We start from the raw sequence: 17,839 nt of genomic DNA, 5'->3' as shown, positions 1-17,839 counted from the left end.
TCGAGGCAGTGGGAAGGAACCCCCTTCCCGCCATGCCAGACCTGCTCGCGGCCACCCGCAATGACGAGTGCGAGCCATGGTCTGGTCAACCCAGCGCGGGCCACTCCATCGCCGGGCAGGTGTCCATCACCATGCGCACGCCTGCTTCGGTCGTGCGCCGGAACGCCTCGTGGTCGACGACGCCGAGCTGGAACCAGACGCCCTTGGCGCCGATCTCCACCGCATGGTCGGCGAAGACCCCCGCCTGCTCGGAGCGGCGGAAGACGTCGACGACGTCCACCGGGAACGGGACGTCGGCGAGCGTGGCGTACCCCTGCTCACCGAGCACCACGGGAGCGTCGGGGTGGATCGGGACGATGCGCTTGCCGCGTCGCTGGAGCAGCCGGGCGATGGAGTACGCCGTCCGCGACGGGTTGCCCGAGAGCCCCACGACCGCCCAGGTCTCGCACTCCTCGAGCATGAACCGGATCGCCGCGGGATCCAGCCAGGGAAGCTGCTGTGTGGTGGTCACCTCTTCGACGGTAGCGCCGGGCCGGTGAGGGTGACCGCTCAGTAACATGGAGGTCATGGCCGACGACTTCCCCCTCTACGCACTGTCCGAGGAGCACCAGGCGATCCGGGAGGCGGTGCGGGCCGTCTGCGAGGCGAAGGTCGCGCCGTTCGCGGCGGAGGTGGACGAGGAGTCGCGGTACCCGCGGGAGGCGGCGGAGGCGTTGGTGGCGGCGGACTTCCACGCCGCGCACGTGCCGGAGGAGTACGGCGGTGCGGGGGCCGATGCGCTGGCGACGTGCTTGATCATCGAGGAGGTCGCGCGGGCCGATGTGTCGGCGTCGTTGATCCCGGCGGTCAACAAGCTGGGTTCGTTGCCGGTGCAGCTGGCGGGGTCGGAGGAGCTGAAGAAGAGGTACCTCGGTGCGTTGGCGCGTGGTGAGGGTGGGTTCTCCTACTGCCTGTCGGAGCCGGGGGCGGGTTCGGATGCGGCGGCGATGTCGACCCGTGCGGTGCGGGACGGGGACGGATGGGTGCTCAACGGTGTGAAGCGGTGGATCACCAACGCCGGGGAGTCGGAGTTCTACACGGTGATGGCGGTGACCGACCCGACCGATGATCCGCGGAAGCGGTCGCGGGGGATCAGCGCGTTCGTGGTGGAGAAGGGCGACCAGGGCGTCAGCTTCGGCGCCAAGGAGAAGAAGCTGGGGATCAAGGGGTCCCCGACCCGGGAGGTCTACCTCGACAACGTCCGGATCCCCGCGGACCGGATGATCGGCGCGGAGGGCACCGGCTTCGAGACCGCGATGCGGACCCTGGACCACACCCGGGTGACGATCGCGGCGCAGGCGGTCGGGGTGGCGCAGGGGGCGCTGGACTATGCGCTGTCCTACGCCCAGGAGAGGACCCAGTTCGGGAAGAAGATCGCCGACTTCCAGGGGTTGCAGTTCATGCTCGCCGACATGGGGATGAAGGTCGAGGCGGCGCGGCAGATGACCTACGCCGCGGCCGGACGTTCGGAGCGGGGCGACAAGGACCTGACGTTCTTCGGGGCGGCGGCGAAGTGTTTTGCCTCGGATGTGGCGATGGAGGTCACGGTCGACGCGGTGCAGGTGCTCGGTGGGTACGGCTACACCCGGGACTACCCGGTGGAGCGGATGATGCGCGACGCGAAGATCACCCAGATCTACGAGGGCACCAACCAGGTCCAGCGGATCGTGATGGCGCGCCAGCTCCTGGCAGGAGTGCAGTCCCAGCTCTGAGCCTGACGCGGCGGTTCGTCGTCGGCCGGATCCGCGGGGTGGCATGACCGCGCCCGGGGGAGAAGCGTTTCTCCCCCGAGAACCGGGTAAGTGCTTCTCGGTGACGGAGTCACGGTGTGCGAAGAGAGGTGGACTGATGCGGCGCGTCTCGGGGATCGGGCTGTTGGTGGCGGCGGGGCTGCTCACTGCGTGTGCGCAGGGAACAGGTGACGACGACACGAGCGCGGACGCGTCGTACGACTCGGAGGCGGAGCTGAGCGGCACCCTCGAGGTGATGGGGTTCGGAACGGAGGACGACGTCGCGCAGAACCGTCTCGCGGAGGCCGAGAAGGCGCTCGGCGACGTCGAGGTCGACCTTGTCGAGGGCGACCTCGACATCCAGCAGTTCCTCGCCTCGGTCGCGGACGGCTCGCCGCCGGACCTCGTCTACGCCGAGCGCAACCAGATCGGCACCTTCGCCTCGCGCGGCGCGGTGGTGCCGCTCGCGGACTGCCTCGAGGGGGAGGGGATCGACACCGGGATCTTCAACGAGGCCGCGCTCGGCCAGGTGACCTTCGACGACGAGGTCTACGGCGTCCCCGAGTTCAACGTGGTCCAGATCGTCCAGGCCAACCAGCAGCTGCTCGACCAGGCGGGTGTCTCCGTGGAGGACGTCAACGGCGCCGACTGGGACGCGGTGACGGCCGCAAACAAGAAGCTCATGAAGACCGACGGCGGCAAGCTGACCGTCATCGGCTTCGACAGCAAGATGCCGGAGTTCCTGCCGCTGTGGGCCAAGGCCAACGGCGCCGACCTGATCTCCGAGGACGGCCGCACCGCGCAGCTCGACGACCCCGCCGTGGTCGAGGCGCTCGAGTTCGCCGTCGGGATCTACGACGACCAGGGCGGCTTCAGCAAGGTCAAGGCGTTCCGCGACTCGGCCGACTTCTTCGGCGAGGGCAACCAGTTCGCCAGCGGCACGCTGGGGGCGATGCCGATGGAGCAGTGGTACGTCAACGTCCTCAACGACGTCTCTCCGGACGCCCCGATGGCCTTCGACACCGTCCGCACCCGTGAGGGCGACCCGATCGCCTGGGCGTCGGGCTCGGCATGGGCGATCCCGCGGGGGAGCGACAACCCCGAGGCCGCCTGCCGGATGGCCCGGGCGATGACGCAGACCGACACCTGGGTCGCCGCGGCGGAGAAGCGCATCGAGCTCCGCGAGAAGGAGGGCGGGCTCTTCACCGGGCTGCTCACCGGCAACGTCGAGGCCGACGAGGTGATCGAGGGCATGGTCGAGCCCAGCGGCGACGCGAAGTGGGACCAGGCCGTCGAGAAGACCTACGAGGCCAACGGCGCCACGTTCGCGATGCCGGCGAACCCGGCGGGCGAGGAGTTCGAGGCCGCCTGGCAGGACGCGGTCAACCGGGTCCTCAACGGGCAGCAGGAGCCGCAGGAGGCGATGGCGCAGGCGCAGGAGGAGGCACAGTCCGCGCTCGACGAGGCGTGGTCGGAGTGGGACGACAAGTGAGGTCCCGGGAGACACGAGCCGCGCTCCTCTTCATCAGCCCCTGGATCGTCGGCTTCCTGGTCTTCACCGCCTATCCGGTCATCTACACCGGCTACCTGTCGTTCACCGACTACGACGTCATCAACGACCCGGCTTTTGTCGGCTTCGACAATTTCAAGGAGCTGCTCGAGGACGACAAGGTCGCGCTGGCGCTGCGGAACACCTTCATCTTCGCGGCGATGTCGGTGCCCGCCCAGCTCCTGGTGTCGCTCGCGCTCGCGTTGCTGCTGAACTGGGCGGGGCGCGCGTCCGGCTTCTTCCGCACCGCGTTCTTCCTGCCGAAGATGACCCCGCCGGTCGCCATCGGCGTGCTCTTCCTGCTGATCTTCAACGGGCAGAGCGGGTTGATCAACGGGATGCTCGGTACGATCGGCATCGACGGCCCGGCGTGGACCACCGACCCGTCCTGGGTCAAGCCCGGCCTGGTGATGATGAGCCTCTGGACCGTCGGCGGCTCGGTGATCATCCTTCTCGCGGCGCTCCGCAACGTCCCCCAGGAGCTGTACGACGCCGCGCGCGTCGACGGGGCCGGGTTCTGGCGCCAGACCTGGAGCATCACGATCCCGATGATCAGCGGGGCGATGTTCTTCGTGTTCATCGTCGACACCATCGCGGCGTTCCAGTCGTTCTCGGAGGCCTACACGGCGTTCTTCGGCAGCGGCAACACGACGTACAGCAACGACGCCGCGCTGTTCTACGCGATCTACCTGTTCCAGCAGGCTTTCCAGTTCCTGCACATGGGTTACGCCTCGGCGATGGCGTGGGTGCTCTTCGTGATCATCATGATCGTCACGTTCATCCAGATCCGGGTCACCCAGCGGTTCGTCTACTACGAGGCCGAGACGCGATGAGCACCCCAACACGCCACTCGCTCCGCTCGCGCCGCGCCGGGGACCCCGCATGACCGCGCTCGACACCCCCGCACCCCGGCTCGACCCGGCCACTGCGGTCGCCGTCGAGACCGTGGAGGTCGCCAAGGAGCCCGCGCCGAAGGAGGTGGGCAACCGGCTCGGTCGGTGGCTGCTCTACGCGGCGCTGTCGCTGATCACGCTGGCGTTCGTCTACCCGTTCGTCTGGCTGCTGAGCGCGTCGTTCAAGCCCCGCGGCGAGGTCTTCGACAACCGGCTGATCCCGAAGACCTTCACGCTCGACAACTACGTGTCGGTCTGGCAGGAAGCGCCGATGGCGGCGTGGCTGTTCAACACCGTCCTCGTCACGCTGCTCGCCACCGCGGCCGTCACGGTCTCGAGCGCGATGGTGGCCTGGGGGTTCAGCTACTTCCGGTTCCGCGGCCGGAACCTGCTCTTCGGGGTCGTGCTGGCCACGATGATGCTGCCGGGTGCGGTGACGATGATCCCGACGTACCTCATCTGGGACGCGCTCGGCCAGGTCGGCACCCTGACCCCGCTGTGGGCGGGGAACCTGTTCGGCAGCGCGTTCTACATCTTCCTGCTGCGCCAGTTCTTCCTCGGCCTGCCGCGCGACGTCTTCGAGGCCGCGCGGATCGACGGAGCGAACAACTGGCAGATCTTCACGCGGGTGGCGATGCCGCTCACCAAGCCGGCGCTGATCGTGACCGCGCTCTTCGAGTTCCAGGCGGCATGGACCGACCTGATGCGGCCGCTGATCTACCTCCGCGACTCCGAGGACTTCACGGTGCCGCGCGGGCTGAAGTCGCTGGTCGACCAGTTCGGCTTCGGCGGGCAGTGGCACTGGGAGATCATCGTGACCGCCAGCGTGATCACGACCGTGCCGATGATCGTGCTGTTCTTCCTCGGCCAGCGCCACTTCGTCCAGGGGATCGCCACCACCGGCAGCAAGGGGTAGGAATGCCGGGAGGGCGGTCGGCGTTCCACCCCCGGAGGTTGAGATGAACGACCAGAAGCACCCCGTCGAGGTCTACCACCAGGCCTGGGCCCTGCTCGAGGGCTCGGCGCCGCGCAAGGCGATCGAGCTGCTCGACCCGGCGATCGACGCCGAACCGCAGTCGGAGAGCCTGCGCACCCTGCGCGCCTGGGCCTACTTCCAGAGCGCCCAGCTCCGCAACGCCGAGCACGAGCTCGACGGGCTCGTCGAGCGTAACCCCACCGACGTGTGGGCCCGCTTCACGCTCGGCCGGGTGCTCGAGCGCCAGTCGCGGTACGCCGAGGCGCTGCCGCACCTGCGGCTCGCCGCGGTCATGTCGGGGGACCCCGAGCACGAGACCGGGGTCCTGCGCTGCGAGCGGAAGCTCGCGGGGCTCTGAGCGGAGCCGGACCACGCCGGTCCTAGGGTGACCGGCGTGACCGACGCGCACCCCGCCCTGACCGCCCTCGAGGAGCTGCGCCGGCGGCGCGAGCTGACCGAGGACGCCGCCCGCCCCGACAAGGTCGCCAAGCGGCACGCCCGGGGCGGGCGGCGCGGGAGAACATCGCCGACCTCGTCGACGAGGGGTCGTTCGTCGAGTACGGGCGGTTCGTCACCGCGGCCCAGGAGCAGCGGCGCGGGCGCGAGGCGGTCATCACCGAGACGCCGGCGGACGGCCTGGTCGGCGGCCTGGCGAGGGTCAACGGTGCACTGTTCGGCGACCGCTCCCGGTGCGCTGTGCTCTCCTACGACTACCTCGTGATGGCCGGCACCCAGGGGATGCGCGGCCACCGCAAGTCCGACCGGCTGATCGGGCTGGTCGAGCGGCTCCGGCTGCCGGCGGTCTTCTTCACCGAGGGCGGCGGCGGGCGGCCGGGCGACACCGACATCCCGCTGGTCTCCGCGCTCGACGTGCCCTCGTTCGCGCTCTGGGCGCGGCTGGCCGGCGTGGTCCCGCGGATCGCGGTCGTCTCGGGCCGCTGCTTCGCCGGCAACGCCGTGCTCGCCGGCTCCTCCGACCTGGTGGTGGCCACCCGGAACAGCAACCTCGGGATGGCGGGCCCCGCGATGATCGCCGGGGGAGGGCTCGGCGACCACGCACCGGAGGAGATCGGTCCGGTCAGCGTGCAGACCCGCAACGGGGTCGTGGACGTCGAGGTCGCCGACGAGGCGGAGGCGGTCGCGGTCACCCGCACCCTGCTCGGCTACTTCCAGGGCGCCCTGCCGCCCGGCGAGGCCCCCGACCAGGCCGCGCTTCGCACCGTGGTGCCCGAGCGGGAGCGGCAGGCTTTCGACGTGCGCGTCGTGGTGGACACGCTCGCCGACGTGGGCACGGTCACCCACCTGCGGGCGGCGTTCGCCCCCGAGATGGTGACCGCGCTGGGCCGCATCGAGGGGCGGTCGGTCGGGTTCGTCGCCAACCAGTCGATGCGGATGGCCGGGGCGATCACCGCGGAGGCCGCCGACAAGGCCGCCGACTTCCTGGAGCTCTGCAGCACCCACGGGATCCCCGTGGTCTCCCTCGTGGACACCCCCGGGATGATGGTGGGCCCCGAGGCGGAGACCACGGGGCTGGTCCGGCGGGCCTCCCGCCTGGTGGTGGCGGGCGCACGGCTCCGGGTGCCGCTGGTCGGCGTCGTGCTGCGCCGCGGCTACGGGCTCGGCGCCCAGGCGATGCTGGGGGGCAGCACCCACGAGCCGCTGCTGACCGTGGCGTGGCCGGTCGCCCACCTCGGGGCGATGGGGCTCGAGGGTGCGGTGCGGCTCGCGATGCGCAGCGAGCTCGACGCGATCGCGGACGCCGCGCAGCGGGAGCGGCGGGTCCGCGAGCTCACCGCGGCGCTCCGTGAGGAGGCGTCGGCGCTGAACGCCGCCCGCCACTTCGAGATCGACGACGTGATCGACCCCGCGGACACGCGGAGCACGATCGCCGCGGCGCTCGGGTTCTGACCGGTCGGGTCAGGCCGGCTCGGCCAGCTCGCTCGCCATCGTGGCGACCGCGGCAGCGGCGGTGCTCTGCGCGGCGCGCATGGCGTGCCGCACGGAGAAGACGCACGACCCGCAGTCGCTGCCGGCCCCGGTCGACCGGCAGACGCCGGCGAGCGTCCGGGCGCCCTCGTCGACCGCAGCGTGGACCGCCTTGTCGGTGACGACGTGGCAGTGGCACAGGATCATCGGGGCGCGACCTTCTCGGAGAGCGGGGAGGACTCGCCCCATCCTGAAGGTGAGGCTTACCTAAGTCAACCCCCAGTCGAAGGGCAGCTCCGACGCCTTCCCGGTGAAGTCGGGGTCGCGCTTGTCCAGGAACGCCTGGACCCCCTCGCGCCCGTCCGCGCGCGAGGTGTGGAACATCGCCAGCGACTCGACCCGGTGCGCCTCGAGGGGGTGCGGCTGGGCGGCGTTGCGGTACATCATCCGGCGGGCCAGCGCGGTCGCGACCGGTGAGCGGCCGCGGGTGAACCGCAGGGCCAGCGCGCGGGCCGCGGGCAGCAGGTCGTCCGGCTCGTGGACCGAGCGGACCAGCCCGACCTCGTGGGCGGCGTCGGCGTCGAGGACGTCGGCGGTGTAGACGAGCTCCAGAGCCCGGTCGATCCCCACGATCCGCGGCAGGAACCAGGTCGAGCACGCCTCCGGCACGATGCCGAGCCGGCCGAAGACGAACCCCACCCGGGCCTTCGCCGAGGCCAGCCGCACGTCCATGGCGAGCGTCATCGTGGCCCCGATCCCGACGGCCGCCCCGTTGATCGCCGCGACGACCGGCTTCGTGCAGTCGTAGATCGCCAACGTCACCTGGCCGCCGGTGTCGCGGACCCCGGAGACGATCTCGGGGTCGTCGAGCCGGTCGTGGAGGTCGCCCAGCGTCGGCTCGAGGCTCTCGTCGAGCCCGAAGACGTTGCCGCCGACGGAGAGGTCCATCCCCGCGCAGAACGCGCGCCCCCGGCCGGTGACCACCACCGCGCGTACGTCGTCGTCGGCGCTGGCCCGGCCGAATGCGGCGACGAGCTCCTCGGCCATCGTGACCGTGAACGCGTTGAGCTGGTCGGGCCGGTCGAGCGTGAGGGTGAGGATCCCGTCCCCGTCGACGCTCCAGTCGAGGGTCTCGTACCCGGTCACATGGTCGGTCACTGGCGCATCCCCGTCGGCAGGCAGAGGTCCTTGCCGACCTCGGCGGTGCGGTCCTCGGCGATCAGCGAGAAGAGCTGGTCGGCGCGCTCCTGGTCCCAGTTCACGGCCAGGTCGGCGATCGGCACGGTGCAGGTCAGCCCGCTCTTCCCGTCGACGCGCGTCATCGCGTAGGCGAACCGGCCGGCCGAGATCGGCCCGGTGCCCTCGCTGACGGTGACCGTCTCCGCGCCCGCGTTGACCACCCGCCAGTAGCGCAGCGGGTTGACCACGGTCTGCCACGAGACGATCTCGGAGCCGATGGACGAGACCACCTCGCGCTGGTGGCGGGCCCGGTCGATGTCGCCGAGCTGCTGGCTCTTGCGCGAGCGGGCGTAGCCGAGCGCGGTCTTGCCGTCCACCTCCTGGCACCCCTTCGAGATCTTCAGCTCGGCCATCGGGTCGTCGATCGCGGACTCGGGGCAGATCTCGATGCCCCCGACGGCGTCGACGAGCTGGACCAGCCCCGTGAACCCCATCTCGACGTAGTGGTCGATCCGGATCCCCGTGGCCCCCTCGACCGTCTGCACCATCAGCTTGGGGCCGCCGAAGGCGAAGGCCGCGTTGATCTTGGTGGTGCCGTGGCCGGGGACCTCGACGATCGAGTCGCGGGGGATCGAGAGCAGCAGGTTGGGCCCGTCGCCGGTGTGCAGCAGCATGATCGTGTCGGTGCGCTCGCCGGCGAGCCCGGCCCGGCCGTCGGAGCCGACCACGAGGTACGTCGTCCCGGGCTGGTCGGCGGGCCGCTCGCCCCCGGGCTCGGCGTCGACCTGGCTCACCGAGTTCCACGCGTAGACCGGGACGCCGACCAGGAAGAGCAGCCAGGCCAGCGGCACGAGCAGCAGCCACCTTGCCCGGAACCGGCGTTTCCGGCGGGTCTTCGGTGGGGCGCCGGGGGTCGGCGCGATGCGCTGGGGCTCCTCCCGGCCCTCCTGGCGCCGTGCGTCGTCCCGCCGTCGGCGCGGTGGCTCGTCGCGGTCGAAGGTCGGGAGCACCCGGGTCGCGTCGGACTCCGGCGGCTCCTGCCCGCGCCCGCCCTTCCGGCCGCCTTGGTAGAGCCAGTCGAAGTCGTCACCGCCGCGGGGGTCCTTCCGGCCGTCTGCCATGACGACGACGCTACCGGCACCCACATCGAGCCACGGCACCACGGCGTGCCGTGACGGATGGGACCGATGGGACTGGCGATACTGGGCGGATGCGGCCCGCCACGTCCCCCGAGCTCCACCGGGTGAGGTTCCGTCGTGCCCTCACGCTGCTGGTGATGACGCTGCTGCTGCCGGGCTCGGCCCAGCTGGTGGCAGGCAACAAGAAGGTGGGGCGGATCGCCCTGCGCATCTGGCTCGGGTGCGTGGCGACCGGCGTGCTGACGCTCGCGCTGGGCTACCTGTGGCGAGGGTTCGCCTTCTGGCTCGCCTTCGACGGGTTCGCCTCCGGGCTGCTCCGCACCGTCCTCACGCTGCTCGCCGTCGGGTGGGCGCTGCTGCTGATCGACGCCTGGCGGCTCGGCCAGCCCTTGGGGCTCGCCCAGCGCCAGCGGCTGATGCTGGTGGGGCTCAACGGCGTCACGGTCTTCGGCGTCGCGGGCTCCCTGCTCTTCGCCTCCCACGTGCTGGCGGTCAAGGGTGACTTCATCAGCACGGTCTTCGGTGACGGCCCGGCCAGCGCCGCCGAGCACGGCCGCTACAACATCCTGCTCATCGGCGGCGACAAGGGCGCCGGCCGCTGGGGGCTGCGGACCGACAGCATGACGGTGGCGAGCATCGACGAGGAGACCGGCCGCACGGTCCTCTTCGGGCTGCCCCGCAACATGACGAACTTCCCGTTCCCCGAGGGGACGCCGCTCGCCGAGGACTACCCGGACGGCTACGACTGCGACACCTGCACGCTCAACTCGCTGGCCACCTACGCAGCGGACCACCAGGACGAGTTCGCCGACTCCGACACCCCGGGGGTCGACGCGACGATCATGGGCGTCGAGGGGATCACCGGGCTCAAGATCAACTACTACGCGCTGGTGGACATGAAGGGGTTCGAGGGGCTCGTGGACGCGATGGGCGGGCTGACCCTCAACGTCCGCGACCGCATCCCCATCGAGTTCCCGGCGGAGGACTGGATCGAGCCCGGCGTGCAGGAGCTCGACGGCTACGAGACCCTCTGGTTCGCCCGGGCCCGGGAGACCGCCGACGACTACTCGCGGATGGCCCGTCAGAAGTGCGTGATGAGCGCGATGCTCCAGCAGATCAGTCCGCAGGAGGTGCTGCTGAAGTTCGAGCAGTTCGCCGACGCCGGCCGGAAGCTCTTCGAGACCAACCTGCCTGCCTCCGAGCTCGACACCTTCGCCGAGCTGGCCCTCAAGGCGCGGTCCCAGAAGATCGCGACCGTCTCCTTCGTGCCGCCCGCGATCAACACCTCCGACCCGGACATCGACAAGATCCGCTCGATGATCGACAAGGCGCTCGAGCAATCGGAGGGCGGCGGCACGGTCAAGAAGGCGGGCAAGGGGTTCTCCAAGCGCGGCGGCACGACCACCGGCGGCTCGCTCGGCAGCATGTCCGAGGGGTACGTCGCCAACCAGACCGAGGACCTCGGCAAGGCCTGCTGACCGTCCCGCGAACCGCGCGGCTAGGGTCGCCCCCGTGGGTCACCGGGTCGTCGCCGTCGTCGTGACCTGGAACCGTGCCCCGCTGCTCGAGCGGATCCTGCGGGCGATCGACACGCAGTCGACCCGTCCGGGGGCGCTCGTGGTGGTCGACAACGCCTCCACCGACGAGACACCGGCCGTGCTAGAGCGGCTCGCCGTGGAGCTGACCACGCCGATGCGGGTGGTCCGCCACGAGCGGAACACCGGGGGCGCCGGCGGGTTCCACTCCGGGCTCGCCGCCGCGCTGGAGATGGGTGGAGCGCTGTTCTGGCTCATGGACGACGACGGGCTGCCGCCCCACGACTGCCTCGCCGCGCTGCTGCCGCACGTCGACCGCTACGACTTCCTGGGGCCGGCCGTGGTCGCCGAGGGGGACTCCGACCGGCTCTGCTTCCCGATCCGCCCGCCCGGCACCGCGGTCGTGCTCCGGGACACCGCGGCGCTCGAGGCCCGGGCGACCGACGGGCTGCTCGAGGACATCGTGATCCCCTTCAACGGGGTGCTGCTCTCCCACGACCTCGTCGAGCGCATCGGGCTGCCCCGCGAGGAGTTCTTCATCTGGGGCGACGACGTGGAGTACCTCTGGCGGGCCCGCGAGGCCGGGGCACGGGTCGCCACCGTGGTCGGGAGCCGGTTCGAGCACCCCGCCACCGACGACCTGGGCACCCCGATGGCGTTCGGCCGGACGACGTACAACCACTCGCCGTCGGACCTGAAGCACTACTGCATGGTCCGCAACAACGTGACCAACCTCCGCGACTACGGCGGCGTCCTCCGCGTGCTGCCGTTCCTGGTCAAGACGGTCTGGTTCTACTCGCTCACCCGGCCGAGCCTGCACCGGTTGCGGCTCAGCGCCGAGGCGTTCGGGGCCGCCGTACGGCGCGACTTCACCGGCCACGAGAGGTTCCTGCGGTGAGCGAGACCGTCGCCGTCGTCGTGGTCACCTACAACCGCGCCGAGCTGCTCCGCCGGTGCCTGGAGGGGCTCGCGGCGCTGGACCGCCGCCCCGACGCGGTCTACGTCGTCGACAACGCGAGCACCGACCACACCGTCGAGGTGCTGGCGGCGCTCGCGGACGACCCCGCGCTGCCGTTGCGGGTGCTGCGCAGCGAGACCAACGACGGCGGAGCGGGCGGCTTCTCCCGCGGCGTCGGTAGGGCGTACGACGACGGCCACGACCGGATCTGGCTCATGGACGACGACGTGGTCCCCGCCCCGCAGACGCTCGGGGTGCTCCTCGAGCACGGGGGCCCCGCGCTGATGGCGGTGCGTGAGGACCAGCAGGGGCGGCTCTGCGAGCTGGCGGCCACCCGGTTCGACCTCCGCAACCCGCTCAGCATCCGACCCAAGCGGGAGACCGTCGCCGAGCGCTACGGCACCCGGGAGGCGATGCCCGCCGAGGTGCCGGTGGAGAACGTCGCGTTCGAGGGGTTCATGGTGCACCGCTCCGTCGTGGCCGCGGTGGGGCTGCCGGACCCCGGGTTCTTCATCTTCTACGACGACGTGGACTTCGCGGTCCGGGCCCGGCGCGCCGGCTTCCCGGTGGTCGCGGTCCGCGACGCGGTGCTGGTCCGCCAGCTCGACTTCGACCAGCAGCACGACATGCGGTCCTGGAAGGGCTACTACATGTACCGCAACCTCTTCGTGGTGCACCTGCGCCACGGGGAGAACCCGCTGGTCCGGCTGAAGCCCTACCTCATCGCGCTCGCGGTGCTCGTGCTCGCCGTGGCCCGTGGCCGGCGTGACGAGGCGCGCAACGTGGTGAGGGCCATACGCGACGCGCGACCGCTGGCACGCACCGCGCCGCCTCGGGTCACCGGCCCGGCGGACCCCTCTCGTTAGACTCCCCGGGGTGCCGGGACCTCCCTGCGCCAGTCGACTTCCCCCGAGGAGCACAGCACCGTGAGTTTCGATCTCGTCGTCGTCGGGTCCGGCTTCTTCGGGCTGACGATCGCCGAACGGTGCGCCGAGGAGCTCGGGCTTCGCGTCCTCGTGCTCGAGCGGCGCCACCACCTCGGCGGCAACGCCTACAGCGAGGCCGAGCCGGAGACCGGCATCGAGGTGCACGTCTACGGCGCCCACCTGTTCCACACCTCGAACGAGAAGGTGTGGGAGTACGTCAACCGGTTCACCTCGTTCACGTCGTACCAGCACCGGGTCTTCGCGCGGGTGAAGGACCAGGTCTACTCGTTCCCGATGAACCTCGGGCTGATCAGCCAGTTCTTCGGCCGCTACTTCACCCCCGACGAGGCGCGGGCGCTGATCGCGGAGCAGGCGAGCGAGTTCGAGACCTCCGAGGCGACGAACCTCGAGGAGAAGGCGATCTCGCTCATCGGGCGCCCGCTCTACGAGGCGTTCGTCAAGGGCTACACCGCGAAGCAGTGGCAGACCGACCCCAGGGAGCTGAGCCCGGACATCATCACGAGGCTCCCGGTCCGCTACAACTTCGACAACCGCTACTTCAACGACAAGTACGAAGGGCTCCCGGTCGACGGCTACACCGCATGGCTGACCCGGATGGCCGACCACCCGAACATCGAGGTGCGGCTCGAGACCGACTTCCTCAAGGTCCGTGACGAGTACCTCGGCAAGGTGCCCGTCGTCTACACCGGCCCGGTGGACGAGTACTTCGGCCACTCGGAGGGGCGGCTGTCGTGGCGCACCGTCGACCTCGAGGCCGAGGTCGTCGACGTCGACGACTTCCAGGGCACCTCGGTGATGAACTACAACGACGAGGACGTCCCCTTCACCCGGATCCACGAGTTCAAGCACTTCCACCCCGAGCGGACCCACCTGCCCGGCAAGACCGTGATCGTGCACGAGTACTCCCGGTTCGCCGAAGAGGGCGACGAGCCCTACTACCCGATCAACACGCCCGCCGACCGCGAGAAGCTGCTGCGTTACCGCGAGCTGGCGAAGAAGGAGCCGATGGTGCTCTTCGGCGGCCGGCTGGGCACCTACAAGTACCTCGACATGCACATGGCCATCGGGTCGGCCCTGTCCATGTACGAGAACCGGCTCAAGCCGCACTTCGCGTCGGGCGAGCCTTTGACGAGCGGAGGCATCGACTCATGACCGCCAGCACCACCGAGACGCTGCCGGACGAGGTGACCACCACGCGGCTGCTGCAGCGCCAGATCATGCCGCTCGGTCGCGACCTCGACATCCTCAGCCTGTACGTCGACACCGCGCCGGCCGCCCTCGACGCGGACCGCACCGGCGGGGGGCTCGACCGCAGCGCGCAGCTCGCGCTCGAGATCTCGATGCAGACGCCGACTCCCGAGGGCCACGCGGTCCACCCCGACCAGGTGGAGAGCCGCCACCGGTTCCGGATCCCGACGGGGGAGCGGGTATCGTTCGGCACCTACTTCAACGCGTTCCCGGCGAGCTACTGGCGCCGCTGGACCGTCGTCCCCGAGGTCACCTTGACGCTGGAGGTCGAGGGCGAGGGCGCGACCGTCATCGTCTACCGGTCCACCGCCAACGGCCGCTCCCAGCGCGTCGACGCGGCCACCACCGACGGCCCGGTCGGCACCTTCAGCTTCGACCTGACGCTGAAGCCCTTCGTCGACGGCGGCTGGTACTGGTACGACGTCGTGGCCGGCGACGAGGACGTGGTCGTCGCGAGCGCGGAGTGGACGGCCGAGGTGCCGGTCGACCGGGCCGCCCACGGCACCACCACGGTCGGCATCACCACGATGAACCGCCCGGACTTCTGCGCCAAGCTGCTGCGCCAGCTCGGCGAGGACGACGACCTCGAGCGCTACCTCGACGAGGTGCTCGTCGTCGAGCAGGGCACCAAGAAGGTCGTCGACTCCCCGGTGTTCGCCGAGGCCGCCGAGCTCCTCGGCGACCGGCTCCGGGTCATCGACCAGGCGAACCTCGGTGGCTCCGGAGGGTACGCCCGCGGCCAGCTCGAGACGCTGCGCCGCGGCACCGCGACGTACTTCATGTGCATGGACGACGACGTCGTCTGCGAGCCCGAGGGGATCATCCGGGCGGTCACCTTCGCCGACCTCGCCCGCCGCCCGACGATCGTCGGCGGCCACATGTTCAGCCTCTACGCCAAGTCGCGGCTGCACAGCTTCGGCGAGGTCGTCCAGCCGTGGCGGTTCTGGTGGCAGTCGGCGCCCGGCGTCTTCAACGACTGGGACTTCGACGTCCGCAACCTGCGCTCCGCGCGCTGGATGCACCGCCGGGTCGACGTGGACTACAACGGCTGGTTCATGTGCCTGATCCCGGTGCAGCTGCTCGAGGAGATCGGGCTGAGCCTGCCGGTCTTCATCAAGTGGGACGACTCGGAGTACGGCCTGCGGGCCAAGGCGGCGGGGTACCCGACGGTGACCTTCCCGGGCGCCGCGGTCTGGCACGTGCCGTGGACCGACAAGAACGACGCGCTCGACTGGCAGTCCTACTTCCACCAGCGCAACCGGTTCATCGCCGCGCTGCTCCACTCGCCCTACGACCGGGGCGGGCGCATGGTCCGCGAGAGCCTGAACCACCAGATCAAGCACCTGGTCTCGATGCAGTACTCCACCGTGGTGCTGCGCCACCGAGCGCTCGAGGCGGTGCTCGAGGGGCCGCACAAGCTCCACGAGACGCTCGGCACCACGCTCCCGGAGATCCGGGCGGTGACCAAGCAGTTCTCCGACGCCCAGCTCCAGGCGGACCCGGACGCGTTCCCGCCCGTACGCCGGAAGAAGCCGCCGCGGAAGGGGCGCGACGACGCCGTGCTGCCGGGCCGCTTCGGGATGATGCTGACCGCCGGACTGGCGCCGCTGCGCCAGCTGCGGCCCGTGCGCGACCTCGCCAAGAAGTACCCGGAGTCCGAGGTGCAGGCGATGGACGCCAAGTGGTTCCGGCTCGCCCGCTACGACGCGGCCGTCGTGTCGATGCCCGACGGGACCTCGGCGGCGCTCTACCAGCGCGACCCGGAGCTCTACCGCGACCTGCTCAAGCGGACGGTCGAGATCCATCAGCGGCTGCTGCGCGAGTGGCCGCGGCTGGCCGCGCAGTACCGCGCGGCGCTCGCCGAGATCACCGCCCCCGACACCTGGGAGCAGACCTTCAAGGCGACCGGTGGTGACGCCGGGTGATCCGAGTCCCGGTTCCCCACACCGTCGACCCGGCCACCGTCCCCGACGCACCGTTGGCGCCTCCGGGCGCCAACGGCGGCCTGCTCGACGTCTTCCGCCGCCGCTACCTGCTGCGGCTGCTGGTCCGCAAGGAGATCCAGGGCCGCTACAGCGGGTCGTTCCTCGGGCTGTTCTGGTCCTACGTGCAGCCGGCCGTCCGGTTCGCGATGTACTTCTTCGTCATCGGCGGCATCCTCGGGCTCCACGACGAGGTCGAGGTCTTCGGCGTGCACATGTTCGCCGGCATCGTCTTCGTGCACTTCTTCACCGAGTCGTTCAACGCCGGCACCCGCTCGATCATCAAGAACAAGGCGCTCGTCCGGAAGATGGCGATGCCGCGGGAGATGTTCCCGGTCGCCTCGATGCTGGTCTCGGCGTTCCACGTGGTGCCGGGGCTGGTGATCCTCACGGTCGCCTGCGTCGCGGTGGGCTGGACCCCCGACCTCGTCGGGGTGATGGCCGGGCTGCTCGGCTTCGTGATCTGCGCGGTGCTGGGCACGGCCCTGGCGCTGCTCTTCAGCGCGGCCAACGTGTTCTTCCGCGACTTCGGCAACGTGGTGAACACGTTGACGATCTTCGTGACCTTCTCGGTCCCGATGATCTACCCCTACAGCATGGTCGAGCAGCGGTTCCGCGACTTCGCCGACTACTACCTGCTCAACCCCCTGGCCGAGGTGGTCCTGCTCGTGCAGCGCTGCTTCTGGGTGGGCACCACGGACGATCCCACCGAGACGATCGAGCACCACATCCCCGACCACCTGTTCCTGATCGGGTTCGGTCACCTCGCGGCAGCCCTGGTCGTCCTGGTCGTCGCCCAGCTGGTCTTCACCCGGCTGGAGAACAAGTTCGCGGAGCGGTTGTGAGCGGCCTATGAGCAGCACCGAGTCGATCGTCGTCCGCGGCGTCAGCAAGCGGTTCACGATGCGCTACCACCGCACCCTCAAGCAGATGACGGTGGCGCTGGTGAAGGGGCAGGACCTCAGCGACACCTTCCTGGCGCTCGACGACGTCTCCTTCACCGTCGAGCAGGGCGAGTCGATCGGGCTCATGGGGCTCAACGGCTCCGGGAAGTCCACCCTGCTCAAGCTGATCAACGGCGTGATGCGCCCCGACGAGGGCGAGGTGCTGACCCGGGGGCGCATCGCGGGGCTGATCGCCACCGGCGCCGGGTTCCACCCGCAGCTCACCGGCCGGGAGAACATCTACCTCAACGCCGCGATCCTCGGGATGAGCGAGGCGGAGACCAACCGCAAGTTCGACGACATCATCGAGTTCGCCGACATCGGCAAGTTCCTCGACACCCCGGTCGGCGCCTACTCGTCCGGGATGTTCTCCCGGCTCGGGTTCGCGGTCGCGGTGCACACCGACAGCGACATCTTCCTCGTCGACGAGGTGCTGGCGGTGGGGGACAAGCCCTTCAAGCGCAAGTGCCTGGCCCGCATGGAGGAGATCCGCAAGGACGGGCGGACGCTGTTCTACGTCAGCCACGCCGCCGGCTCGGTGAAGCGGATGTGCGACCGGGTCCTGGTCCTCGAGAACGGCCGGCTCGGCTTCGACGGCCCGGTCAAGGAGGGCATCCGCTACCTCAAGTACGACGACGACGGTGACGATGTCTCCTCCGAGAACGAGCAGGACGACGACGAGAACGACTCGGAGCTCGGCGCCGAGATCTGACGGGCGCTCCGCCGCGGAAACTACACCGGTGTAATTCTGGTAGCTCCGACAAAATACAGTCGTGTAGTTCGTGCGAACTCAT

The 17,839-nt window shown here is 70.2% G+C and carries 17 protein-coding genes; 13 read left to right on the top strand and 4 right to left on the bottom strand.

Annotation, left to right across the window (positions count from 1 at the left end; all coding sequences use genetic code 11):
• Window positions 1-85: 85 nt before the first annotated feature.
• Entirely contained in the window at window positions 86-511 is a 426-nt protein-coding gene (locus tag FIP57_RS01010) for a CoA-binding protein (RefSeq protein WP_238993196.1), read from the bottom strand.
• A 55-nt stretch (window positions 512-566) separates the two neighbouring features.
• On the opposite strand from FIP57_RS01010, the gene FIP57_RS01005 reads away from it, so the two are divergent.
• The 6 genes from FIP57_RS01005 to FIP57_RS00980 all read left to right on the top strand — a co-directional run bounded on the left by FIP57_RS01005 (window position 567) and on the right by FIP57_RS00980 (window position 7,095).
• On the top strand, window positions 567-1,751 hold the full coding sequence (locus FIP57_RS01005) for an acyl-CoA dehydrogenase family protein (RefSeq protein ID WP_148571036.1): 1,185 nt from the start codon (window positions 567-569) through the stop codon (window positions 1,749-1,751).
• A 136-nt stretch (window positions 1,752-1,887) separates the two neighbouring features.
• Entirely contained in the window at window positions 1,888-3,261 is a 1,374-nt protein-coding gene (locus FIP57_RS01000) for an ABC transporter substrate-binding protein (RefSeq protein WP_203230978.1), read from the top strand.
• Window positions 3,258-4,151 (top strand): carbohydrate ABC transporter permease, encoded by an 894-nt coding sequence (locus tag FIP57_RS00995; RefSeq protein ID WP_203230977.1) that lies wholly within the window; start codon window positions 3,258-3,260, stop codon window positions 4,149-4,151. Before FIP57_RS01000 ends, FIP57_RS00995 begins: the two co-directional genes overlap by 4 nt.
• A gap of 49 nt (window positions 4,152-4,200) precedes the next feature.
• Window positions 4,201-5,127, top strand: a complete 927-nt coding sequence (locus FIP57_RS00990; protein WP_148571028.1) for a carbohydrate ABC transporter permease — start codon at window positions 4,201-4,203, stop codon at window positions 5,125-5,127.
• A gap of 43 nt (window positions 5,128-5,170) precedes the next feature.
• Window positions 5,171-5,545: a tetratricopeptide repeat protein gene (locus tag FIP57_RS00985; RefSeq protein ID WP_148571026.1), complete on the top strand. Its 375-nt coding sequence runs from the start codon at window positions 5,171-5,173 to the stop codon at window positions 5,543-5,545.
• A gap of 164 nt (window positions 5,546-5,709) precedes the next feature.
• Window positions 5,710-7,095, top strand: a complete 1,386-nt coding sequence (locus tag FIP57_RS00980; protein ID WP_203231012.1) for an acyl-CoA carboxylase subunit beta — start codon at window positions 5,710-5,712, stop codon at window positions 7,093-7,095.
• Window positions 7,096-7,104: 9 nt separating this feature from the next.
• Here the strand turns inward: FIP57_RS00980 and FIP57_RS00975 are convergent, their stop codons facing one another.
• Genes FIP57_RS00975 through FIP57_RS00965 form a run of 3 tightly spaced genes read right to left on the bottom strand, consistent with a single transcriptional unit; the run spans window position 7,105 to window position 9,413 of the window.
• Window positions 7,105-7,320, bottom strand: a complete 216-nt coding sequence (locus FIP57_RS00975) for a (2Fe-2S)-binding protein (RefSeq protein ID WP_148571025.1) — start codon at window positions 7,318-7,320, stop codon at window positions 7,105-7,107.
• Window positions 7,321-7,380: 60 nt separating this feature from the next.
• Window positions 7,381-8,271: a crotonase/enoyl-CoA hydratase family protein gene (locus FIP57_RS00970; RefSeq protein ID WP_148571023.1), complete on the bottom strand. Its 891-nt coding sequence runs from the start codon at window positions 8,269-8,271 to the stop codon at window positions 7,381-7,383.
• Complete coding sequence (locus tag FIP57_RS00965; RefSeq protein ID WP_148571021.1) at window positions 8,268-9,413, bottom strand: LCP family protein; 1,146 nt, start codon at window positions 9,411-9,413, stop codon at window positions 8,268-8,270. Before FIP57_RS00965 ends, FIP57_RS00970 begins: the two co-directional genes overlap by 4 nt.
• A gap of 89 nt (window positions 9,414-9,502) precedes the next feature.
• Here FIP57_RS00965 and FIP57_RS00960 point away from each other — a divergent pair, with 89 nt between their 5' ends.
• Genes FIP57_RS00960 through FIP57_RS00930 form a run of 7 tightly spaced genes read left to right on the top strand, consistent with a single transcriptional unit; the run spans window position 9,503 to window position 17,757 of the window.
• Window positions 9,503-10,909, top strand: coding sequence for an LCP family protein (locus tag FIP57_RS00960; protein WP_148571019.1), 1,407 nt, complete (start codon window positions 9,503-9,505; stop codon window positions 10,907-10,909).
• Between the two features lie 34 nt (window positions 10,910-10,943).
• Window positions 10,944-11,864: a glycosyltransferase gene (locus tag FIP57_RS00955; protein WP_148571017.1), complete on the top strand. Its 921-nt coding sequence runs from the start codon at window positions 10,944-10,946 to the stop codon at window positions 11,862-11,864.
• On the top strand, window positions 11,861-12,790 hold the full coding sequence (locus FIP57_RS00950; protein WP_148571014.1) for a glycosyltransferase family 2 protein: 930 nt from the start codon (window positions 11,861-11,863) through the stop codon (window positions 12,788-12,790). Before FIP57_RS00955 ends, FIP57_RS00950 begins: the two co-directional genes overlap by 4 nt.
• Before the next feature lie 60 nt (window positions 12,791-12,850).
• Window positions 12,851-14,023, top strand: a complete 1,173-nt coding sequence (glf, locus tag FIP57_RS00945) for a UDP-galactopyranose mutase (protein ID WP_203230976.1) — start codon at window positions 12,851-12,853, stop codon at window positions 14,021-14,023.
• The gene (locus FIP57_RS00940; RefSeq protein ID WP_238993195.1) at window positions 14,020-16,044 is read left to right on the top strand and encodes a glycosyltransferase; all 2,025 of its coding nucleotides are present in this window, start codon (window positions 14,020-14,022) and stop codon (window positions 16,042-16,044) included. The genes glf and FIP57_RS00940 overlap by 4 nt, the downstream gene beginning before the upstream one ends.
• Complete coding sequence (locus FIP57_RS00935; protein ID WP_238993194.1) at window positions 16,041-16,946, top strand: ABC transporter permease; 906 nt, start codon at window positions 16,041-16,043, stop codon at window positions 16,944-16,946. Before FIP57_RS00940 ends, FIP57_RS00935 begins: the two co-directional genes overlap by 4 nt.
• 7 nt (window positions 16,947-16,953) lie before the next feature.
• Window positions 16,954-17,757, top strand: a complete 804-nt coding sequence (locus FIP57_RS00930; RefSeq protein WP_148571010.1) for an ABC transporter ATP-binding protein — start codon at window positions 16,954-16,956, stop codon at window positions 17,755-17,757.
• Window positions 17,758-17,839 lie beyond the last annotated feature (82 nt).

The organism is Nocardioides caldifontis, assembly GCF_008087345.1.
GTDB classification, from domain to species: Bacteria; Actinomycetota; Actinomycetes; order Propionibacteriales; family Nocardioidaceae; genus Marmoricola_A; species Marmoricola_A caldifontis.
The sequence above is the reverse complement of the archived record's forward strand: the minus strand, read 5'-3'. Positions and strand labels throughout refer to the sequence as shown.